The following is a 19,045-nucleotide window of genomic DNA, read 5'->3' as shown; positions in this document are numbered from 1 at the left end:
CGCCGGGTCGGCGGGTCAATGACGGCAAATGCTCCTGCTGCGCGGACTCGTCGGCGCCATATGGGCGAGAGCGCCGGAGGCGTTTTTCGCATAAAAATTACCCGCCAGCAGGCGGGTAATCGCGCGGGCAGAACGGCATCCGGTGGCCTATGCCAGCCGGCAGGCGTCCGCCTCCCAGCGGTAGCCGACGCCGTAGACGGCGCGGATAAACGACTGCTCTGCGTCCAGCGACTCCAGCTTGCGGCGCAGGTTTTTGATATGGCTATCGATGGTTCGGTCGGTGACCACGCGATAATCATCGTAGAGATGGTTCAGCAGCTGTTCGCGCGAGAACACTTTTCCCGGCTCCTGGGAGAGGGTTTTCAGCAGGCGAAACTCGGCGGGGGTGAGATCCAGCAGCTTGTCGCGCCACGAGGCCTGAAAACGCCCTTCATCGACGATCAGCGGGCTGACGGCATCCAGCGCCTGCAGCTCCGGACGCGGCTTGCAGCGGCGAAGGATGGTTTTTACCCTCGCCACGACTTCACGCGGGCTGTAGGGCTTGCAGATATAGTCGTCGGCGCCGATCTCCAGCCCCAGCAGGCGGTCGATCTCCTCAATCTTGGCCGTCACCATCACCACCGGAACGTCGGAGAAGCGGCGAATTTCGCGGCACAGCGTCAGCCCGTCGGTGCCCGGCAGCATCAGATCCAGCAGGACCAGGTGCGGCGGCGTCTGGCGAACGTAGGGCAGAACCCGATCGCCGTGATTAATCAGCGTCGGCGCATAGCCTGCGGCAAGCAGATAGTCGATCAGCAGCTGGCCGAGCTTGGGTTCATCTTCCACGATAAGAATACGCGGAGTGTTTTCATCAACAGGTAATTCAATCATACGTCTCTCGGTAAATCGCGTTCCAGAGGTAACTCTACTTTAATGCTAACCCCGCCAAAAGGCGAATGGCCGGCCCGTAAGGTGCCGCCGTGGGCGGCGACGATATTGACGCAGATAGCCAGCCCGAGGCCGGAGCCGCCGCTGGCGCGATTGCGCGAACCTTCTGCGCGGTAGAATCGTTCGCAGAGGCGCTCCAGCTGGGCGTCGCTGACGCCAGGGGCGCTATCGGCGAAGTCGACGATCAGCATCCGACCGTTTTGACTGGCGCTAATCAGCAGCTTGCCGCCGCTATCGGTATAGCGAAGGCTGTTTTCCAGCAGGTTATTGAAAAGCTGCATCAGGCGGTCGCCGTCGCCAAAAATCATGGCGCTTTCCGGTAACGATACGCCGATCTCCAGCCCGCGGCTGGCGAAGCGCTCGCGGAAGGCCCCCGCCGCGACTTCCAGCAGGGTGATGATATCCACGGAGGTTTTCTGATAGGCCAGCGCGCCCTCATCCGACATCGACAGCTGGTGCAGATCGTCAACCAGCTTGGTCAGGGTGGCGACTTCCGCCTGCAGGGAGGGGATAGAGTCCGGGGTGAATTTGCGTACCCCGTCCTGAATCGCCTCCAGCTCGCCGCGCAGAACCGCCAGCGGCGTGCGCAGCTCGTGGGAAATATCCGCCATCAGATCGCGACGCATCTGCTGGTTGCGCTCAAGGGTGCTGGCAAGCTGGTTAAAGTCCTGCGCCAGGCGGCCAAGCTCATCGCCGCCGCTGGCGGTGACCCGGGTGGAGAAATCACCCGCCGCGAGGCGATGGGTTCCTTCTACCAGCCGTTTAACCGGCGCCAGCAGGCCGCGCGCCAGCGGGAAGGTCGCCAGCGCCGCAAGGATGGTCGCCAGGGCCACAATCAGCCAGCTGGTGCGCTTCTGCTGCCGATCGAAATTGATATCGGTATTGCGGGTTAAGCGCTCCACTGGCGAGGCGATGACCGCCCCTACCGGAGCGCCGTCAACGAGGATCTCGCGGCGGGTACCGTCTTCAGGCACCGGCTCCCGCGGGCCGACCAGCACGCGACCTTTCTGATCGACCACCCAGAACATCGTCCGCCAGCCGTGCGGAGGCATATCCGGCCCGGGACCGCGGGGGCCGTTGTCCGGCGGCGGGCCTCGGTCCGGCCCCGGACCCCGCTCGCCGTCAGGCCCTGGGCCGTGGCCGGCGGGGGAGCGATCGTCGTTGTCGCGCTCAAAGGTGCGCAGCAGCTGGAAAATAAAGCGGTCGTTGTTGCGCAGGAACTTCCAACTGCCGTGCTGGGCATACTGCTCGCTGAGGGCGTCGCCAAGCATCGTCAGCCGCTGTTCGTTGCCGCGCTTAATGTAGTCGATAAAGCCGCGTTCAAAGCTGATACGCACCGCCCAGTGCATGCTGATCAGCAGCACGATGCAGGTGGCGAAGATGGCGAGAAACAGTTTGCCGGTAATGCCGGGACGCCAAAGCTTCACGGTTCACTCCTTTTGCGGCGGGCGATGACGGTATTGCCTTCGATGTCATCCGGTACGCGGGAAAAAATAAGCGCCGGCAGCGCGATAATGACCGCCATGCTCAGGTAGGTGTAGAGAAAGACCTGATGCGCGGTAGCCGCATCGGCGCTGAGGTGCTGCTGGCCGAACATCCCCAGCAGCATGCCGGCGATGGTGACGCCAATACTCATCGACAGCTGCATCACCATCGACAGCATGCTGTTGCCGCTGCTGGCCAGCGGGTCCGGCAGATCCTTCAGCGTCAGGGTATTCATCGACGAGAAGCGGCTGGAGTTGATCATGCCTTGTAAAAACAGCACCACCGGCAGCAGCCAGTACCAGCCCGCCAGCGCGACGGCCATAAACAGCAGGCTGACCAGCGCCAGGCCGATCGTCGCCACAATCAGCACCCGGCGGTAGCCAAAGCGGTTCACCACCTGCACCACGATGCGCTTCATGCCCATGCTGCCGAGCACCATCGGGATCATCATCAGGCCGGCGTGGAACGGCGTGAAGCCGAGGCCAATTTGCAGGAATACCGGCGTCATGAACGGCAGCATGCCGCTGCCGATACGCCCGGCGAAGCTGCCGCCGAGCCCGAGGGAGAAGGTGCGGTTGCGGAACAGGTCTAGGCTGAACAGCGCGCCGTCATTGCCCCGCGCGTGCCACAGATAGAGAACAACGGAGGCGATGCCGATAGCCACCAGCGCCGCCAGCAGCAGCGGAGAAATACCCAGCCCTTTTTTGCCGTCAAGAGCGAGGGTTAACGTCGCCATGCCGGTGGCCAGCAGGATAAAGCCGAGCATATCAAAGCGGCGCGTCTGCAGGGTGTAGTTCGGCATCAGCGAGAGCGTGGCGATAGCGCCGATAATGCCGACCGGAATGTTGATTAAAAAAATCCAGTGCCAGGAGGCATATTCCACCAGCACGCCACCGAGCGCCGGACCCAGCAGCGGCCCGACCTGGCCGGGGAGGGTGACGAACGTCATCGCCGCCATATACTGCGAGCGGGGGACGATTTTCATCACCGTCAGGCGGCCTACCGGCACCATCATGGCGCCGCCGATGCCCTGCAGCACGCGGGCCAGCACCAGCTGGTCAAGGGTGTTGGCCTGGGCGCAAAACAGCGACCCGAGGGTGAACAGGATAATGGCAGTAAAAAAGATATTGCGCACTCCGACCCGATCCGCCAGCCAGCCGCTGGCGGGCAGCATAATCGCCACCGTCAGCACGTAGGAGACAATAACCATATGCATATGCAGCGGGCTCTCCCCGAGGCTTTTGGCCATCGAGGGGAGGGCGGTGTTGACGATAGTGGTATCCAGCGACTGCATAAAGAAGCCGAATGCCACTATCCATAGCTGCCAGCGCACGCTGGACGGGAGATCGGTCATGTTATTCGCTTACCGGTTGCCTGATTTTTCGGGAAAAACGCAGCCGCAGACGATCGAAGAACAGATACACCACCGGCGTGGTGTACAGCGTCAGCAGCTGGCTTACCACCAGACCGCCGACGATCGTAATCCCCAGCGGCTGGCGCAGCTCCGAGCCGTCGCCGCCGGATAGCACCAGCGGCAGCGCGCCGAACAGCGCCGCGAGGGTGGTCATCATAATGGGGCGAAAACGCAGCAGGCAGGCCTGGAAGATGGCCTCTTCCGGCGGCAGGTTGCCGTTACGCTGCGCCTCCAGCGCAAAGTCGACCATCATGATGGCGTTTTTCTTCACTATTCCAATTAATAGCATAATTCCGATCAGCGCGATGAGGCTGAACGGCGCGCCGAACAGCTCCAGCGCCAGCAGCGCGCCGACCCCCGCCGAGGGGAGGGTGGAGAGGATCGTTAACGGATGCACGTAGCTTTCGTAGAGGATCCCCAGCACGATATAGACCGTCGCAATCGCCGCCAGAATCAAAATGATCTGCGAATTCATAGTCTGCTGGAAAACCTGAGCGGTGCCGGCGAACGAGCCGCGGACGCTGGACGGCACCCCGAGCTGGGTCATGGCGCGGTTGATGGCGTCGCTGGCTTCCGACAGGGATTTACCGGTCGGCAGGTTAAAGGAGATGGTGGAGGCCGCCGAAAGCCCCTGATGGTTCACCGACAGCGGGGCGTTAGCCGGCTGCCATTTGGCGAAGTAGGAGAGCGGGATCGGTTTGCCTTCGCTATTGATAACGAACATCTTATCCAGCGCGCTGACGTCCTGGGTGTAGACCGGGTCAACTTCCATCACCACCTTGTACTGGTTAAGGGGCTGATAGATGGTGGAGATCTGCCGCTGGCCGAAGGCGTTGTTCAGCAGGCTGTTGGCGTCCTGCACGCTGATGCCGAGGCGCGACATGGTATCGCGATCGTAGAGCAGGTCCATCTCCGCGCCGTTGTCCTGCTGGTCAGAGTTGACGTCAGCCAGCTCAGGCAGCGCCGCCAGCGCTTTGCGAATTTTAGGCTCCCACTCGCGCAGCGCCGCCAGATCGTCCGACAGCAGGGTGTACTGGTAGCTGGCGTTGGCCTGACGTCCGCCGACGCGGATATCCTGCACCGCCATCAGGAACAGGTTCGCCCCCGGCTCTTTCGCCAGCTTTTTCCGCAGGCGGTCAATAATCTCCTGCGCCGTTTCATGGCGCTGGTCGCGCGATTTGAGGGTGATAAACATCATCCCGCTGTTGACCCGCGAGCCGCCGGTAAAGCCGGTGACGTTATCCACCGCCGGGTCTTCACGAATGATTTTCATAAAGTCCTGCAGCTTGCCGCGCATCGCCTGGAAAGAGATGCTCTGGTCGGCCTGAATGCCGCCCATCAGCACGCCGGTATCCTGCTCCGGGAAGAAGGTTTTCGGAATTGAGATATAGAGCCAGATGCTAAGGGCAATCGTACCCAGCAGGACGAGGCCGGTCATTCGGCTGTGCTTCAGCACCCACCTCAGCGATTTGCCGTAGCCGCCCTGAATGGCGACCAGCAGGCGGCCAAAGCCGCGGTTGCGCGTGGGCTCATGCGGCTTACCGCTTTTCAACAGCCAGCCGCACATCATCGGCGTCAGGGTTAACGACACCGCCAGCGAAATACCAATCGCCACCGACAGCGTGACCGCGAACTCGCGCAGCAGACGCCCCGGCAGGCCGCCCATCAACAGCAGCGGTAAAAACACCGCCACCAGCGACAGGCTCATCGACAGCACCGTAAAGCCCACTTCCCGGCTTCCCTGCAAAGCCGCCTGCAGCGGCTTCATCCCCGCCTCAAGGTGGCGGGAGATATTCTCCAGCACCACGATGGCGTCATCCACCACGAAGCCGGTGGCGATGGTCAGGGCCATCAGCGACAGGTTGTTGAGACTAAAGTCGCAAAGGTACATGGCCGCAAAGGTGCCGATCAGCGATACCGGCACCGCTACCGCGGGGATCAGCGTGGCTCTGCCGGAGCGCAGGAACAGGAACACCACGAGGATCACCAGCGCGACCGAAATCACCAGCGTCTGCTCGACCTCCTCCAGCGAGGCGCGAATCGTCGGGGTGCGGTCCTGGGCGATTTGCAGATCGATCGCCGCCGGGATAGTTTTCTGTAGCTCCGGCAGGCGCGCGCGAATGCTGTCCACCGTCTGGATGATATTGGCTTCCGGCAGCTTGCGGATCATCAGCAGAATCGCCGGTTTCGCATTGGTCATCCCGGCGTTGCGTACGTCCTGCACCGAATCGCTGATGTTGGCGACGTCGCCAAGACGCACCGCCGCGCCGTTGCTGTAGTGCACGATTATCGGCTGATACTCGGCGGCGGTTTTCAGCTCATCGTTGGTTTGCACCTGCCAGCGATGGCTGCTGTCCTCCAGCGCCCCCTGCGGCCTGCGCACGTTGGCGCTATCAATTGCCGTGCGCACGGCGTCCAGCGATACTCCCTGGTTAAACAGCGCCTGCGGATTGAGGTCTACGCGCACCGCGGGCAGCGAGCTGCCGCCGACGTCAACGTCGCCGACGCCGTCAATCTGGGCGATAGTTTGCGCCAGCTGGGTGGAGGCAAAATCGTACAGCTCGCCCTGGGAGTAGGTATCCGAGGTGAGCGTCAGGATCATGATCGGCGAGTCCGACGGATTGGCCTTGCGATAGGTCGGACGGCTCGGCATGCCGCTGGGCAGCAGGCTTTGCGCGGCGTTGATCGCCGCCTGGACATCGCGGGCGGCGCCGTTGATATCGCGGTCGAAGTTGAACTCCATAATAATGCGCGTGCTGCCAAGGGAGCTGGAGGAGGTCATTTCATTGACCCCGGCAATGCGCCCGAGGGAGCGCTCCAGCGGCGTCGCCACCGACGAGGCCATCGTCTCCGGCGAGGCGCCGGGCAGCGAAGCGCTGATCATAATCACCGGGAAATCCACCTGCGGCAGCGGGGCGACCGGCAGCAGGCGGAAGCCGAGAATGCCGCACAGGGTGATGGCCAGCGAAATTAAAATCGTCGCCACCGGACGGTAAATGAAGAGGGCGAAAAACTTCATTTACGCCTCCTCCTCGCGCCGTGGGAAGCGGCTTTTGAGGTACAGCGACAGGCGGTCGAACAGCAGATAGATGACAGGGGTGGTAAACAGCGTCAGCACCTGGCTTAGCATCAGGCCCCCGACCATGCCGATCCCCAGCGGACGGCGCAGCTCTGCGCCCACGCCGGTGCTCAGCATCAGCGGCAGCGCGCCGAGCAGCGCCGCCAGGGTGGTCATCAGGATGGGGCGGAAACGCAGCAGACAGGCCTGATAAATCGCCTCGCGCGGCGCCATGCCCTGTTCGCGCTCTGCGGCCAGGGCAAAGTCGATCATCATGATGGCGTTCTTCTTGACGATGCCAATCAGCAGGATGATGCCGATAATGGCAATCACGTCCAGCTCGCTGCCGGCGAGCCACAGGGCCAGCAGCGCGCCGACGCCGGCGGTCGGCAGGGTCGAGAGGATAGTGATCGGATGGATAAAGCTCTCATACAGCACGCCGAGGACGATATACATCGCCACCACCGCGGCGACGACCAGCCAGACGGTATTTCCCAGCGCCGACTGGAAGGCAAGGGTGCTGCCCTGGAACTGAGTGCGGATATCGGTCGGTAAATCCAGCGCCTGTTCGGCGGCCTGAATCGCCTCGACCGCATCGCCAAGCGAATAGCCATCCGGGACGTTAAACGAGATGGTGGTCACCGGGAACTGGTCGAGATGGTTGATCGACAGCGGGGCAAAGCGCTGCTCAACGGTGGCGATCGATTTCAGCGGCACGATGCCGCCATCGCTGCCGGTGAGGCGAATGCCGTCGAGCGCGGCGAGCCCCGGAGTGGCCTGGGTATCATGCTCCAGCACTACCCGGTACTGGTTGGCCTGGGTATAGATGGTTGAGATCAGGCGCTGGCCAAAGGCGTTGTACATCGCATTATCGATATCGGCCATGCTGATCCCAAGGCGGCTGGCGCTGTCGCGGTCGACGTTGATGTACGCCGCAAGGCCCTTATCCTGCCAGTCGCTGCTGACGTCGGAGAGCTGCGGTAGCGCCTGCAGGCGGGTCAACAGCTGCGGAACCCAGTTGCTGAGCGCATCCAGCGAGTTGGCCTGCAGCGTGAACTGGTACTGAGTGCGGCTGACGGTGGTATCGATGGTCAAATCCTGGGTGGGCTGCAAATAGAGCGCGATGCCGGGAATGCCGTCCACCGAGTGCTGCAGGCGAGAGATAACCGTCTGCACGCGATCGTCGCGCTCGCTCAGCGGCTTGAGGTTGATCTGCAGCCGGGCGCTGTTCAGCGCCGGGTTGGTGCCGTCGACGCCGACAAACGACGTCAGGCTCTCCACCGCCGGGTCCTTGAGGATCAGGGCGGAGACCTGCTGCTGGCGCTGCGCCATGCTGGCAAAAGAGGCCGACTGCGGGGCCTGCAGCGTGCCCTGAATAATGCCGTTGTCCTGAATCGGGAAGAAGCCTTTCGGGATAAACACCCACAGCATAATCGACAGCGCCAGGGTGCCCAGCGCCACGCTGAGGGTCAGCCACGGATGGTTCAGCACCCGGCTCAGCAGGCGGCCGTAGGCGGCAATTACCCGCTCGAAGAAGCGTTCGCTGGCGCGGGAAAAGCGGTTTTGCTTACGCAGCGATTCGTGGCTCAGCATCCGGGCGCACATCATCGGCGTCAGGGTCAGCGACACCACGGCGGAGATCAGGATCGCCACCGCCAGGGTTACGGCAAATTCGCGGAACAGCCGGCCGACGATGTCGCCCATAAACAGCAGCGGGATCAGCACCGCAATCAGCGAGAAGGTCAGCGAGATGATGGTAAAGCCGATCTCGCCGGCGCCCTTGAGCGCGGCGGTCAGCGGCTTTTCGCCTTTTTCGATATAGCGCGAGATGTTTTCGATAACCACGATGGCGTCATCGACGACGAAGCCGGTGGCGATGGTTAAGGCCATCAGCGTCAGGTTGTTAATCGAGAAGTCGAGAAACACCATCACCGCAAAGGTGCCCACCAGCGAGAGCGGCACGGCGACGCCGGGAATGATCGTCGCCGGGACGTTGCGCAGGAACAGGTAGATGATCATCACCACCAGGGCGATCGCCAGCATCAGCTCAAACTGCGTATCGCTCACCGAGGCGCGGATGTTGGTGGTGCGGTCGGATAAGACCTGCACCTTGACCGATTTCGGCAGGCTTTCGGTCAGCTGCGGCAGCATCTGGCGCACGCTGTCGGCGGTGGCGATAATATTCGCGCCCGGCTGGCGCTGAACGTTCATGACGATCGCCCGCTGGTTGTTCGCCCACGCGCCCAGCCAGCTGTTTTCCGCGCCCTGCTCAATGGTGGCGACGTCGCCGAGGCGAATCGGCGCGCCGTTCTGATAGGCGACGATCAGGCGACGATAGTCTTCCGCCGACTGCATCTGGTCGTTAGCGGAGAGCGTTACCGCCCGCGAAGGGCCGTCGAGGCTCCCTTTCGCCGAGTTGACGTTGGCGCTGGTAATCGCGGTGCGAATGGTTTCACTGGTCAGCCCGAGGGCGGCAATCGCCTGAGCGTTGAGCTTCACGCGCACCGCCGGACGTTGACCGCCGGCGAGAGTCACCAGCCCGACGCCGGAGACCTGGGAGATTTTCTGCGCCACGCGGGTCTCCACCATATCTTCCACCTGGGTCATCGGAATGGCGGAAGAGGTGACCGCGAGGGTCATGATCGGCGGATCGGCCGGGTTGACTTTACTGTACACCGGCGGATTAGGCAGGTCCGAGGGGAGCAGGTTGGTGGCCGCGTTAATAGCCGCCTGCACTTCCTGCTCGGCGACGTCCAGCGGCAGCGTCAGCTGAAACTGAAGGGTAACCACCGAGGCGCCGCCGGAGCTTTGCGACGACATCTGCTTGAGGCCGGACATCTGACCAAACTGGCGCTCCAGCGGCGCGGTGATCGATGAGGTCACCACGTCAGGGCTGGCGCCCGGATAGAGGGTAACGACCTGAATGGTCGGATAATCCACTTCCGGGAGCGCCGAGACCGGCAGGAACCGGTAGCCGATAATCCCGGCCAGCAGGATCGCCACCATCAGCAGCGTGGTGGCCACCGGACGCATGATAAAGAGACGGGAAGGGCCGCCCGTACTGCTCGGCGGTAAGACTTGCATCAGGAGCGCGCTCCTTTTTTACCGTATTCGCGGCTGGTGGCTTTTTCCGGCGCGGCGGCGGAGGCGCTGTGCGGCTCGACGACTTCGACCTTCGCGCCTTCGGTCAGGCGGTCGATACCGTCGGTGACCACGCGGTCGCCGGCGGAAAGCCCGGCGTTAATGACCACCTTCAGGCTATCCTGGATACCCGGCGTGACCGTATGCTTGCTGACCTTATTGTCGGCGTTCAGCACCCACACGAAGTGGCCCTCATTGCCCATCTGCAGAGCGGCGGTAGGGATCACGACCGCATTCTGCTCGGTGTCCACCAGCATGCGGGCGTTGACGAACTGGTTCGGGAACAGCGCATCGTCCAGATTGCTGAAGCGGGCTTTCAGCTTGATGGTGCCGGTGGTGGCATCAATCTGGTTATCAAGGCTGAGCAGCGTGCCGCTGGTGATTTTCTGCTTGTTGGTGCGGTCCCAGGCTTCGACCGGCAGGGCTTTACCCGCTTTCTGCGCCTGAACCACCGCCGCGATATCATTTTCCGGCAGCGTGAAGACTAAATCGATCGGGTGGGTTTGCGTTAATACCACGATACCGGTGGTATCGCCGCTGGAGATCTGGTTGCCGATATCCACCTGTTTTAAGCCGACGCGCCCGTCGATGGGCGCGACGATCCGGCTCCAGTTGAGCTGCAGCTGGGCGCTGGCCACCGCGGCTTCGTCGGCTTTAATCGTGCCGTTGGTTTCGCTGACCAGCGACTGCTGGGTATCCAGCTCCTGGCGCGAAACGAGGTTGGTTTTTACCAGCTGCTGATAGCGGGCGAGGTCGCGCCTGGCGTTGGCAAGGGTCGCCCGATCTTTGGCTAACTGTCCCTGCGCCTGCGCCAGCGCCACTTTGAACTGGCTGGGGTCGATTTCAGCCAGCAGATCGCCGGCTTTAACCTGCTGGCCTTCCTGGAAATGGATCGCCAGCAGCTGGCCGTCGACGCGGCTGTGCACGGTGACCGTATTGGCTGCGGTTACCGTGCCGAGGCCACTGAGATAGCGCGGCACCGATTCGCTGGTGGCCGTTGCGGCCTGGACCGGTGCCAGCGTCGCGCCTAAGCGGCCGTGACGACCGCCGCCCGGAGCAGGCGCACCTTGTCCGGCCGCCGCTGGAGCCGCTTCGCCCGCCGTATCACGACCCTGCCAAAACCAGTATGCGCCGCCGGCAACGATGACGACCGCCAGGGCGGTTGCCCAACGAAGTGTGTGACTGCCTTTCATTATTTTGCTATCTCATCCTGAAACGTTTCGCGAAATGATACTAGTTTAGTGAGGGAACGCCTCGCAAAAATGGAGGAATTATGAAAAGACTGTTGAGATATGTCTGGATTGACGCCATTTTTTGCGGCCGGCGAGCGGGCGTTTTCCCCTCCTGAACCCGCGATGGGAGGCTCATCGACGGAACCCCTTTGGAACTTTCCATCCGCCGGGGCATCTTCTCCACGGCGGCCCGGCGGCAACGCGCAGAGAAGATGCAGCGAATGTGCATTATTAAGCACTTGATGCACATCAAGCATCCTGCCAACTTTTAATTTAAAAAATAAAAAAGAGTTGTAACTGGCGCGGCTTTTATTCAATTTATACGACGAATGTTTTGGTGTGCTTCGATAATAAAAAATATATGCACACTGAACGCGACGGGTTCATAAATCAGGGGTAATTTTAGTGGCTAGTGCAAACAAACTCACGCTCTTCATCGTTATCTTCATGCTGATGGGGATCCTTTCCGGCGCGGCAATCCACGCCTACGCCTCCCAGACCGCCATCGTGGCATGGTCTGAGAACATCACGCTTTTCACCGATATGTTTTTACGCCTCATCAAGATGGTGATTGCGCCGTTGGTCTTCAGTACCCTGACCGTCGGCATCATGCGGCTGGGCGAAACCGCCACTATCGGCCGCGTAGGCGGTAAGGCGATGGTGTGGTTTGTCACCTCCTCGATCCTCTCCATTCTGGTGGGATTAGTGATCGTCACGCTGTGGCATCCGGGCAGCGGCCTGAATCTGACGATCCCCAAAGAGTCCGTGGACACCGGGCTGGCGGTCAGCGGGATGAGCCTGAAAGGCTTCCTGTCGCATACCATTCCGACCAGCATTACCGAAGCGATGGCCAATAACGAAATTCTGCAAATCGTGGTCTTCTCGATGTTCTTTGGCATCGCCGGGGCATCGCTGGGGGAGAAGTTTAACGCCCCGCTGGTGGCAGCGCTGAACGTGGTCTCCCACATTATGCTTAAGGTGACCGGATACGTGATGTACGTGGCCCCGCTGGCGATTTTTGCCGCTATCTCCTCGGTTATCGCCTCCCAGGGGCTGGGCATTCTGCTGAACTATGCCTCTTTTATCGGCGGCTACTACGTTGCGGTGCTGCTCACCAGCGCGGTGCTGATGGCTGTGGGCTATATGGTGCTGAAAAAAGAGGTTTTCCGCCTGCTCAATATGCTTAAGGATCCGGTGCTGGTCGCCTTTACCACCAGCAGCTCCGAAGCGGCCTATCCGAAGACGCTGGAGCGGCTGGTCAGCTTCGGCTGCTCGCGCAATATCGTCTCCTTCGTTTTGCCCATCGGTTACTCCTTTAACCTGGTCGGCTCGATGGTCTACTGCTCCTTTGCCTCTATGTTTATTGCTCAGGCATATAACATCCACCTCAGCTTCAGCGAAATTACGGTGATGATGCTGACGCTGATGCTGGCATCGAAAGGGATTGCCGGGGTGCCGCGCTCGGCGCTGGTGGTGCTGGCCGCGACGATCCCCAGCTTCAATATTCCCGTCGCCGGAATTTTGCTGCTGATGGGGATCGACCATTTCCTCGATATGGGGCGTTCCGCCATCAACGTGCTGGGCAACGGTATTGCCACGGCGATGCTGTCGAAAAATGAGGGTCAGCTGCAGGAAGAGGTGCCGGAGGCGGAGCCTCAGGGCGTTCAGGCCTGACGGTGGCATACGCGCTCTGGCCGGAGCGCGTATTTTCTTCTGCCGCGAAGGGCGCGGTGATAGAAAAAGATGCCCCTAACAGGCACGCAAGGGGCGATGTGACGAAGTAAATATTCCCCGCTAAATACATTGTTATTATTGTATAACCACGCATTGCTGCGCCTTTATACCGAGGATGCGCTGATGTTATCTGCTGTTCGTCGGGCATGAGAAGCTATTTTTCCGCGCGGCGGTTTTTTTAGGAATAGCATCCCTGCACAACCCCATAAATTCCTAATTTTTACCCTTCGGTCGCAAATATTCCACGGCGATTACCCTCTTTCTCTTAGTAAATTCATAAACTGAAAAAAGTCATGGTTATTATTGAGGCGGTATTTTTCCATGATCTTACTTTTATGGTAGGTGGTCGTTTTGATACTCACCTTATTGATGGCGGATATTTTACCGATATCAAACCCATGAATAAGACCGTGGGCCACCGCGACCTGCGATCGCGATAGCGTTTGGTGCGGGCAGTGGCTGCAGATTAACCCGGGGTCCTTGAATAATTTTATCGGCGGATTTTCAACGTTCTTCAGCACTTTTTCTATTATCGTTCGCATCTGTTCGACGCTGGCTGATTTGATGGCGAAAAAGATAACGTCCCTCAGGCAGTTGACGATGCATGCCGGTTCCGGGAGGGTGTCGTAGCCGTGCAGGATAATAACCGAACTGGCGGGCTTACGATTTTTTATCAGCGTGTTGCACAGGTGGATCTCGCCGGGCAGAACGTCAGAGAAAATGATGTCCTCATGCGCCAGCGTATCGCTGCGTGAGGAGAAACTCACCCGGAGGCCTGCGCGATCCCGGGTGAGCTCGTTCACTATGTAAACCAGCGCATCCCGGATAAAGGTGTTGCGAGTGTTAAGCGCAATATTAATGGTTTTCATGGCGCGACTTCCTTTATAAGTCAACATGACGCCATTCCGCGACCGGACCTCCGGCGTAGGCGATGGTTGCTGTGTGTTATGCACAAAAATAGGGTCAACATCGGCTTATTAGCGCTGCCGCTTATTATATGGCGCGTTATTTTTAGTATTGCCGAAAGTCCGTCGGGCGTTATTTTTTACGCCCGTTGGTAAACGGAATCTTTTGTTTTCTTCGGTCCTTCAGATAGGACACCAGGCTGTAGACCGAAATACAAAGACAAAATATGCACAGCAGCAGGGCGAACCCCGTTTGCATGGTCATTATGAATATCCTTTCTCTAAGAGCCTGCCGGGACAGGTTCTAATTGGTATATGGCGCTAAAAAATAGCTAAGTATGAATATTGCTCTACGCTGCATGCTGCGCTGCGGCCAATGCAGCGACAATTTCAGGCAGGGCGGCTATATCATTATATTTACCAGGGGCCGGTAGCCATGAACCGTGCCTGTCAGACGGTTCGATAAACGGGGCACACCGGCAGCCCGCGCTTTATGGCGCAAAATCAGTGTAAGAAAATTCCTAATCAAGGCGTCAGTCTCATTTCTCTCATTTCTCTCAAAAAGCGAGAAAAAATTAACAACCCCAGAAAAATTAATAACGTAGCGGCAATAACGATGGCGCGGGAAGGGGAGTATCGGCCCACCGACCTCAGGAAAGAAACGCCAGCCCTTTGCCGAAAATGGCCCGGATGGGCAGGCTGATGCCGTGCAGCCGCGCCTTGTGCCGCAGCCGGCTGATGACCACGTCGATGCGGTGCAGCTCGGGTTCGCCTTCGTCGGTAAAGAGCCAGGCATGCAGATCGACCTTGCTGCACACTTCATTCCGGTTGCGCATCAGGATCTCCATCAGCCGGTACTCCTGCTGCGTCAGCGGAAGGATCAGCCCCGACGGCGCGACCAGCCGCTCAGCCTTCAGCGTCCACGGAGAGGTGAGCGCCGGGTCGGCTAATCGCGTCGGCGGAACAGGCGTCACCGCCTGTTGCTCCTTCAGCCGCGCGCCCAGCGCATGGATGGTGTCTGCGAGGTCGGAAAAGTTAACCGGTTTAATCAGGTAGAAGTCCGCGCCGAGGTTTAATGCCTGCAGCTTGTCCTGCTGGTGGCCCCTGGCGGTAATGACGATCAGACCAAACTGGCCAAGCTGATGCAGATACTCCAGCACGCTGAAGCCATCCTCGCCCGGCAATCCGATATCAATTAATACAATATCAACCGGGTCAGCGTGCAGCTGCCGCCAGAACGCCTCGGCGCTGCGTACGCCCCAGGCCGCAAATCCGCGGTGGCGGAGAAAGGCCAGTAGTTCATCGAGTAAATCAGCGCTATCTTCAATGATAGCCACACGTAATGTCATAACTTGACCTTTTGCTGTCCTGTCAGGGGAAGCGTTAACGCAAATTCGCAGCCGGCTGGCGTATTCGCTGCCAGCCATAAATCGCCGCCGTGGGCCTGGACAATTTGTCTGGCGACATACAGCCCAAGGCCGGTACCGGCCGGTGATGCGCCGCGCGTTTCGCCGCGTCGGTAGCGCTCAAAAATAAGCTCGATCTCCTCGACGGCAATGCCCGGGCCCTGGTCGCGGATCCTGATCTCGAAGTGCCGCTCCTTTTGCGCGATATCGATTCCAATTTCGCCGGAGGAGGCGTACTTCACCGAATTGTCGAGCAGGTTGGCCAGCGCCACGCACAGTAGGCCGCTATCAATAAAAAGCACCGGCGAGTGGTCATCGGGCGTCACCAGACGTCCCTCCAGCCTGACCTTGAGATTGTGTTTTAGCGAGAGATCCACCACCGTCGCCGCCATCTGAATCACCGGCAGCAGCGCCGCGTCCTGTTTATCGACGGAGAGAGCGTCAGAGGAGAGCCGGGCATCGGCCAGGCAGTTATCGGTGAGCTGCACGAGGCGGGTGGTCGCCCGCTGCATCCGATCCAGCCGGGGCGCCTGCGCCTGCGTGGCGGCGCACAGGCGCAGGTTTTCCAGCGCGGCCTGGATAATCGCCAGCGGCGTTCTGAATTCATGCGCCACCATGCCCATAAACTGGCGCTGATGAAAGCTGGCTTCGCGCTCGATGCGCAGCTCCCGCGCCAGCTGCTGTTTCTGCAACAGCCTGCGGTTTTCCGCGCGAACCCGCAGCACGGCGATGATCAGCACGGTGATGATATGGACGATCAGCGCGTACTGCCAGGCGGAGTAAATCGCCTGATGATAGGGAATGATGCCGTGTATCGAGAGCAATACCAGCGCCGCCGAGGCGACGTAGACCGGCGGCAGCAGGCCAAGGAGCAGCGTATTTAAGTCGATCGCTTTGCGCCGCCACAGCATCCACGAGGTTGTCAGCAGCACCGGGGAGGCAATAAGGAAGATCCCTGCCTCAATCTGCATCGCCAGCCCGTAAAAGCCCAGCGGAATGCTGAGCTGGAGCACGACGTTCAAACCCACCGCCAGCAGCAGCAGCCGATACAGCCTGGGCATATTCTTCTTCAGGTCGAACACTTCGGCATGCAGCCACAGGGCGGTGGCGTAGCTGAGCAGCGACAGGCAGCTTATCATGTAGTCCTGAACGGGCAGCACCGCCTGGCCGAAGAGCCACTCCGGGTAGCCGTGCAGCGCCGCAACCAGCGGGTAGTTGAGGGAGAAGAGGCAGATCCCCCACAGCAGGCGGCGGCGCAGCGCGATGGCCAGCCACAGGGCAATGCCGCTGGCAATAATGGCAAGGCCGAAATAGAAGCTCCAGAAGGCGGTATCGATGGTGGCGGCCTGTACGAACTCCTCGGGGGAAGAGAGGGTCGCCAGCAGGATCAGGGTGCTGCTGCTCTGGAGATGGAAAACCACCTCGTATCCCGCAGGTCCCGGGGGCGGCGGAAAAATCAGTACGCTTTCGCGATAGTCGATATCGCTCTCCCTGGCCGGAGCATGGTCGCCGAACGTCTTGCGAATCCAGGGCGTAGCGCTGCCGGCCGGGCGGTAGAAGACCGTCAGGTTATCGACAAAGGATGGGCCAACCTGCAGCCAGCGCGGCTGGCCGGCGAAGTAAGAGGCCGGTAAGGTGGCCTTGAGCCACCAGGCTTTGCGCGAGTAGCCAAAGGAGGGGATTTTGCGCAGCGGCTGCAGATCGCTCTCCGGCAGCGAGGCGAAGGTATCCACCGTCATCTGGCCGCCGGCGTCGACGAACCAGTAGAGGGGAATATCGATCCCCAGCTGGCGGGATTCAGCATGAGCCGGCGCCATCGCCTGGAGATAGCTAAATACGCCGCAGCAGACTAAAAAAAGGCACCTGAACCAGGCTACCGGCTTAGCCGTAGCAAAAATAGCGCACACGCGATCCAATCACGCCCCCTTGCGGCATTGATAACGGTATTTTAAATAGCGCGACAGTGAATAACCGGCAGCGTAAATCCGCCGGTATCCCGGGGAAAAGTGCAGAGGTTCAGACGCGAAAACATTTTGCTGACCCGACAGAGAATATTCCAGCTTTATTTCAGTTCGTCATTTCTCTTTGTCATGACGGGCCGGAACCCTCGCGCCAGCTGCGCAGGCGGCCGGGTTTACGCCATAGGGTATATCACGAATGGAAGAGGACGGGAGAGAGCATTTTGTGATAGCAGGCGCCCGGGCGGGCTGAGGATATCTCTTTTTAGCCGCCGATATGTCCGCTACCGCCAGCAGAATTATTTACCGCTGTCCGTACCAGGCGCTAAGCCGCCGCATATTAATAAATGATAATGTTCGATGACAGGGCGGCCGAAAGTCCGGCCGCCCGCAGCGGGGTTAGCTAAAGACCACCTGCGCCCAGCGGGCCAGACCGGCGGTGACCGAGCCAAAGTCATCGCCACCGGCAACAGGAATGCCCGGCAGATGGGCCGCCAGCGCTTTCTTAATCAGCGGGGAGCGGGCGCTGCCGCCGGTCAGATAGATGACGTCCGGCGTTTCGCTGCTGCTGTCCAGCGCGAGCTGAACCTGCTCCATGATGCGCGCCAGCGGCTGATTCAGCGCGGCTTCCAGACCCTGCTGGCTGATGGCCGTCGCCAGGTCGGCGCTGATAAACGGCAGTCCGGCGGTGACGCTATCCTGCGCGGAGAGGGCAATCTTGCTCTCTTCGGCGCCGCGTACCAGGCGATAGCCGAGGCGCTGGCGCCACACCTTGGTCAGCAGCGCGACCTTCTCGCCATCGCGGGCATCGCGGACTAAATCGTTCAGCAGCCTGCCGTTGGCGCTGCTGTAGAAATCCGTTTGCGCCGGGACGTCGTTAATCGCCACCGCGTTCCACCACGGCAGAACCGGCAGGGCAATCCCCTTTTCGGTTTCGCCGCCCATGCCGAGCAGCGGCATCAGGCACTTAAAGGCGAGGGCGATATCAAGATCGTTCCCGCCGACGCGACAGCCGCTGTGTCCCAGCAGGCTTTGCTGGCGATCGGCCTTCTGACGCCACTCCGGGCCCATCAGCAGCAGCGAACAGTCGGTCGTACCGCCGCCGATATCGACAACCAGCACGCGTTTTTCCGCGCTGAGCGTGGCTTCGAAATCCAGCCCCGCAGCCACCGGCTCAAACTGAAACACCACGTCGCGGAACCCGGCACGCTGCGCCGCGCGTTCGAGGATCCCTTGCGCCTGGGCGTTAGCCTCATCGCCGCCGAGGCCCTGAAAGTTAATCGGCCGCCCGATGACCGCCTGGTCGATGGTTTCCGCCAGCTGGGTTTGCGCCTGCTGCTTAATATGGACCATCATGGCGCATACCAGATCTTCAAACAGCGCGACCTGCTGCGGCTTCAGGCCGCTGGCGCCGAGGAAAGATTTCGGCGATTTGACGAAGTACACTTCCTCCGGGTCATCGACGTACTGATGCAGGGAGGCAAGGCCAAACTGCACGCTGTTGTCGAGAACCTCGATATATTCCTCGCGGTTAAAGTTCATCGCGCGGCGCAGCAGCGCCTGATTTTCATCACCGTTGGTCGGGACGCTATGATGCCGGTAGAGCCACTCGCTGACCGCTTCGCGGGTCGGCGCAGAGAGCATTGAAGGCAGCAGCTTGCTGCCGTTTTCCAGCGTTAACAGCTGCGGAGTATTATCGCGCATTACGGCAACCGAACAGTTGGCGGTTCCGTAGTCAAAACCAATAAACATGACCTGAAAATCCCCATGCCAGTGAAGAAGGGG

Annotated in this window: 12 protein-coding genes; 1 reads left to right on the top strand and 11 read right to left on the bottom strand. The window is 60.3% G+C overall.

Going from position 1 to position 19,045, the window contains the following annotated elements; all coding sequences use genetic code 11:
- Nucleotides 1-147: 147 nt before the first annotated feature.
- The 6 genes from baeR to NWP14_RS13365 are packed head-to-tail and all read right to left on the bottom strand — an operon-like array spanning nt 148 to nt 11,218.
- A complete protein-coding gene (baeR, locus tag NWP14_RS13390) occupies nt 148-870 on the bottom strand; it encodes a two-component system response regulator BaeR (RefSeq protein ID WP_095100857.1) in 723 nt (240 codons plus the stop codon).
- Entirely contained in the window at nt 867-2,354 is a 1,488-nt protein-coding gene (gene baeS / locus NWP14_RS13385; protein WP_331834684.1) for a two-component system sensor histidine kinase BaeS, read from the bottom strand. Before baeS ends, baeR begins: the two co-directional genes overlap by 4 nt.
- On the bottom strand, nt 2,351-3,766 hold the full coding sequence (locus tag NWP14_RS13380; RefSeq protein WP_331834683.1) for an MFS transporter: 1,416 nt from the start codon (nt 3,764-3,766) through the stop codon (nt 2,351-2,353). Before NWP14_RS13380 ends, baeS begins: the two co-directional genes overlap by 4 nt.
- Before the next feature lies 1 nt (nt 3,767).
- Nucleotides 3,768-6,845: a multidrug efflux RND transporter permease subunit MdtC gene (gene mdtC, locus NWP14_RS13375; RefSeq protein WP_095100863.1), complete on the bottom strand. Its 3,078-nt coding sequence runs from the start codon at nt 6,843-6,845 to the stop codon at nt 3,768-3,770.
- Nucleotides 6,846-9,968 (bottom strand): MdtB/MuxB family multidrug efflux RND transporter permease subunit, encoded by a 3,123-nt coding sequence (locus NWP14_RS13370; RefSeq protein ID WP_375215486.1) that lies wholly within the window; start codon nt 9,966-9,968, stop codon nt 6,846-6,848.
- Nucleotides 9,968-11,218, bottom strand: coding sequence for an MdtA/MuxA family multidrug efflux RND transporter periplasmic adaptor subunit (locus tag NWP14_RS13365; RefSeq protein WP_375215485.1), 1,251 nt, complete (start codon nt 11,216-11,218; stop codon nt 9,968-9,970). The genes NWP14_RS13370 and NWP14_RS13365 overlap by 1 nt, the downstream gene beginning before the upstream one ends.
- A gap of 444 nt (nt 11,219-11,662) precedes the next feature.
- On the opposite strand from NWP14_RS13365, the gene NWP14_RS13360 reads away from it, so the two are divergent.
- On the top strand, nt 11,663-12,931 hold the full coding sequence (locus tag NWP14_RS13360) for a dicarboxylate/amino acid:cation symporter (RefSeq protein ID WP_095100869.1): 1,269 nt from the start codon (nt 11,663-11,665) through the stop codon (nt 12,929-12,931).
- Between the two features lie 311 nt (nt 12,932-13,242).
- On the opposite strand, the gene NWP14_RS13355 is transcribed toward NWP14_RS13360, so the two are convergent.
- The 5 genes from NWP14_RS13355 to yegD form a co-directional block, all read right to left on the bottom strand.
- The gene (locus NWP14_RS13355) at nt 13,243-13,860 is read right to left on the bottom strand and encodes a transcriptional regulator (RefSeq protein ID WP_095100871.1); all 618 of its coding nucleotides are present in this window, start codon (nt 13,858-13,860) and stop codon (nt 13,243-13,245) included.
- Nucleotides 13,861-14,029: 169 nt separating this feature from the next.
- Nucleotides 14,030-14,161, bottom strand: coding sequence for a small membrane protein (locus NWP14_RS13350; RefSeq protein ID WP_143350169.1), 132 nt, complete (start codon nt 14,159-14,161; stop codon nt 14,030-14,032).
- A gap of 385 nt (nt 14,162-14,546) precedes the next feature.
- The gene (locus NWP14_RS13345) at nt 14,547-15,245 is read right to left on the bottom strand and encodes a response regulator transcription factor (RefSeq protein WP_375215484.1); all 699 of its coding nucleotides are present in this window, start codon (nt 15,243-15,245) and stop codon (nt 14,547-14,549) included.
- Nucleotides 15,242-17,209, bottom strand: a complete 1,968-nt coding sequence (locus NWP14_RS13340) for an ATP-binding protein (protein ID WP_375215607.1) — start codon at nt 17,207-17,209, stop codon at nt 15,242-15,244. The genes NWP14_RS13345 and NWP14_RS13340 overlap by 4 nt, the downstream gene beginning before the upstream one ends.
- Nucleotides 17,210-17,659: 450 nt before the next feature.
- Complete coding sequence (gene yegD / locus NWP14_RS13335) at nt 17,660-19,012, bottom strand: molecular chaperone (protein WP_375215483.1); 1,353 nt, start codon at nt 19,010-19,012, stop codon at nt 17,660-17,662.
- Between the last annotated feature and the right edge of the window lie 33 nt (nt 19,013-19,045).

The sequence above is a fragment of the Klebsiella sp. C349492 genome, from assembly GCF_042055345.1.
In the GTDB taxonomy this organism is placed as follows: domain Bacteria; phylum Pseudomonadota; class Gammaproteobacteria; order Enterobacterales; family Enterobacteriaceae; genus Klebsiella; species Klebsiella scottii.
This window is presented reverse-complemented; position numbering and strand designations above follow the sequence as displayed.

What these genes read in the sequence shown, in the direction of transcription:
- NWP14_RS13380 (WP_331834683.1), bottom strand. Translation starts at nt 3,766, where the DNA reads ATGACCGATCTCCCGTCCAGCGTGCGCTGGCAGCTATGGATAGTGGCA.
- yegD (WP_375215483.1), bottom strand. Translation starts at nt 19,012, where the DNA reads ATGTTTATTGGTTTTGACTACGGAACCGCCAACTGTTCGGTTGCCGTA.
- NWP14_RS13345 (WP_375215484.1), bottom strand. Translation starts at nt 15,245, where the DNA reads ATGACATTACGTGTGGCTATCATTGAAGATAGCGCTGATTTACTCGAT.
- baeR (WP_095100857.1), bottom strand. Translation starts at nt 870, where the DNA reads ATGATTGAATTACCTGTTGATGAAAACACTCCGCGTATTCTTATCGTG.
- NWP14_RS13370 (WP_375215486.1), bottom strand. Translation starts at nt 9,968, where the DNA reads ATGCAAGTCTTACCGCCGAGCAGTACGGGCGGCCCTTCCCGTCTCTTT.
- NWP14_RS13355 (WP_095100871.1), bottom strand. Translation starts at nt 13,860, where the DNA reads ATGAAAACCATTAATATTGCGCTTAACACTCGCAACACCTTTATCCGG.
- NWP14_RS13350 (WP_143350169.1), bottom strand. Translation starts at nt 14,161, where the DNA reads ATGACCATGCAAACGGGGTTCGCCCTGCTGCTGTGCATATTTTGTCTT.
- mdtC (WP_095100863.1), bottom strand. Translation starts at nt 6,845, where the DNA reads ATGAAGTTTTTCGCCCTCTTCATTTACCGTCCGGTGGCGACGATTTTA.
- NWP14_RS13365 (WP_375215485.1), bottom strand. Translation starts at nt 11,218, where the DNA reads ATGAAAGGCAGTCACACACTTCGTTGGGCAACCGCCCTGGCGGTCGTC.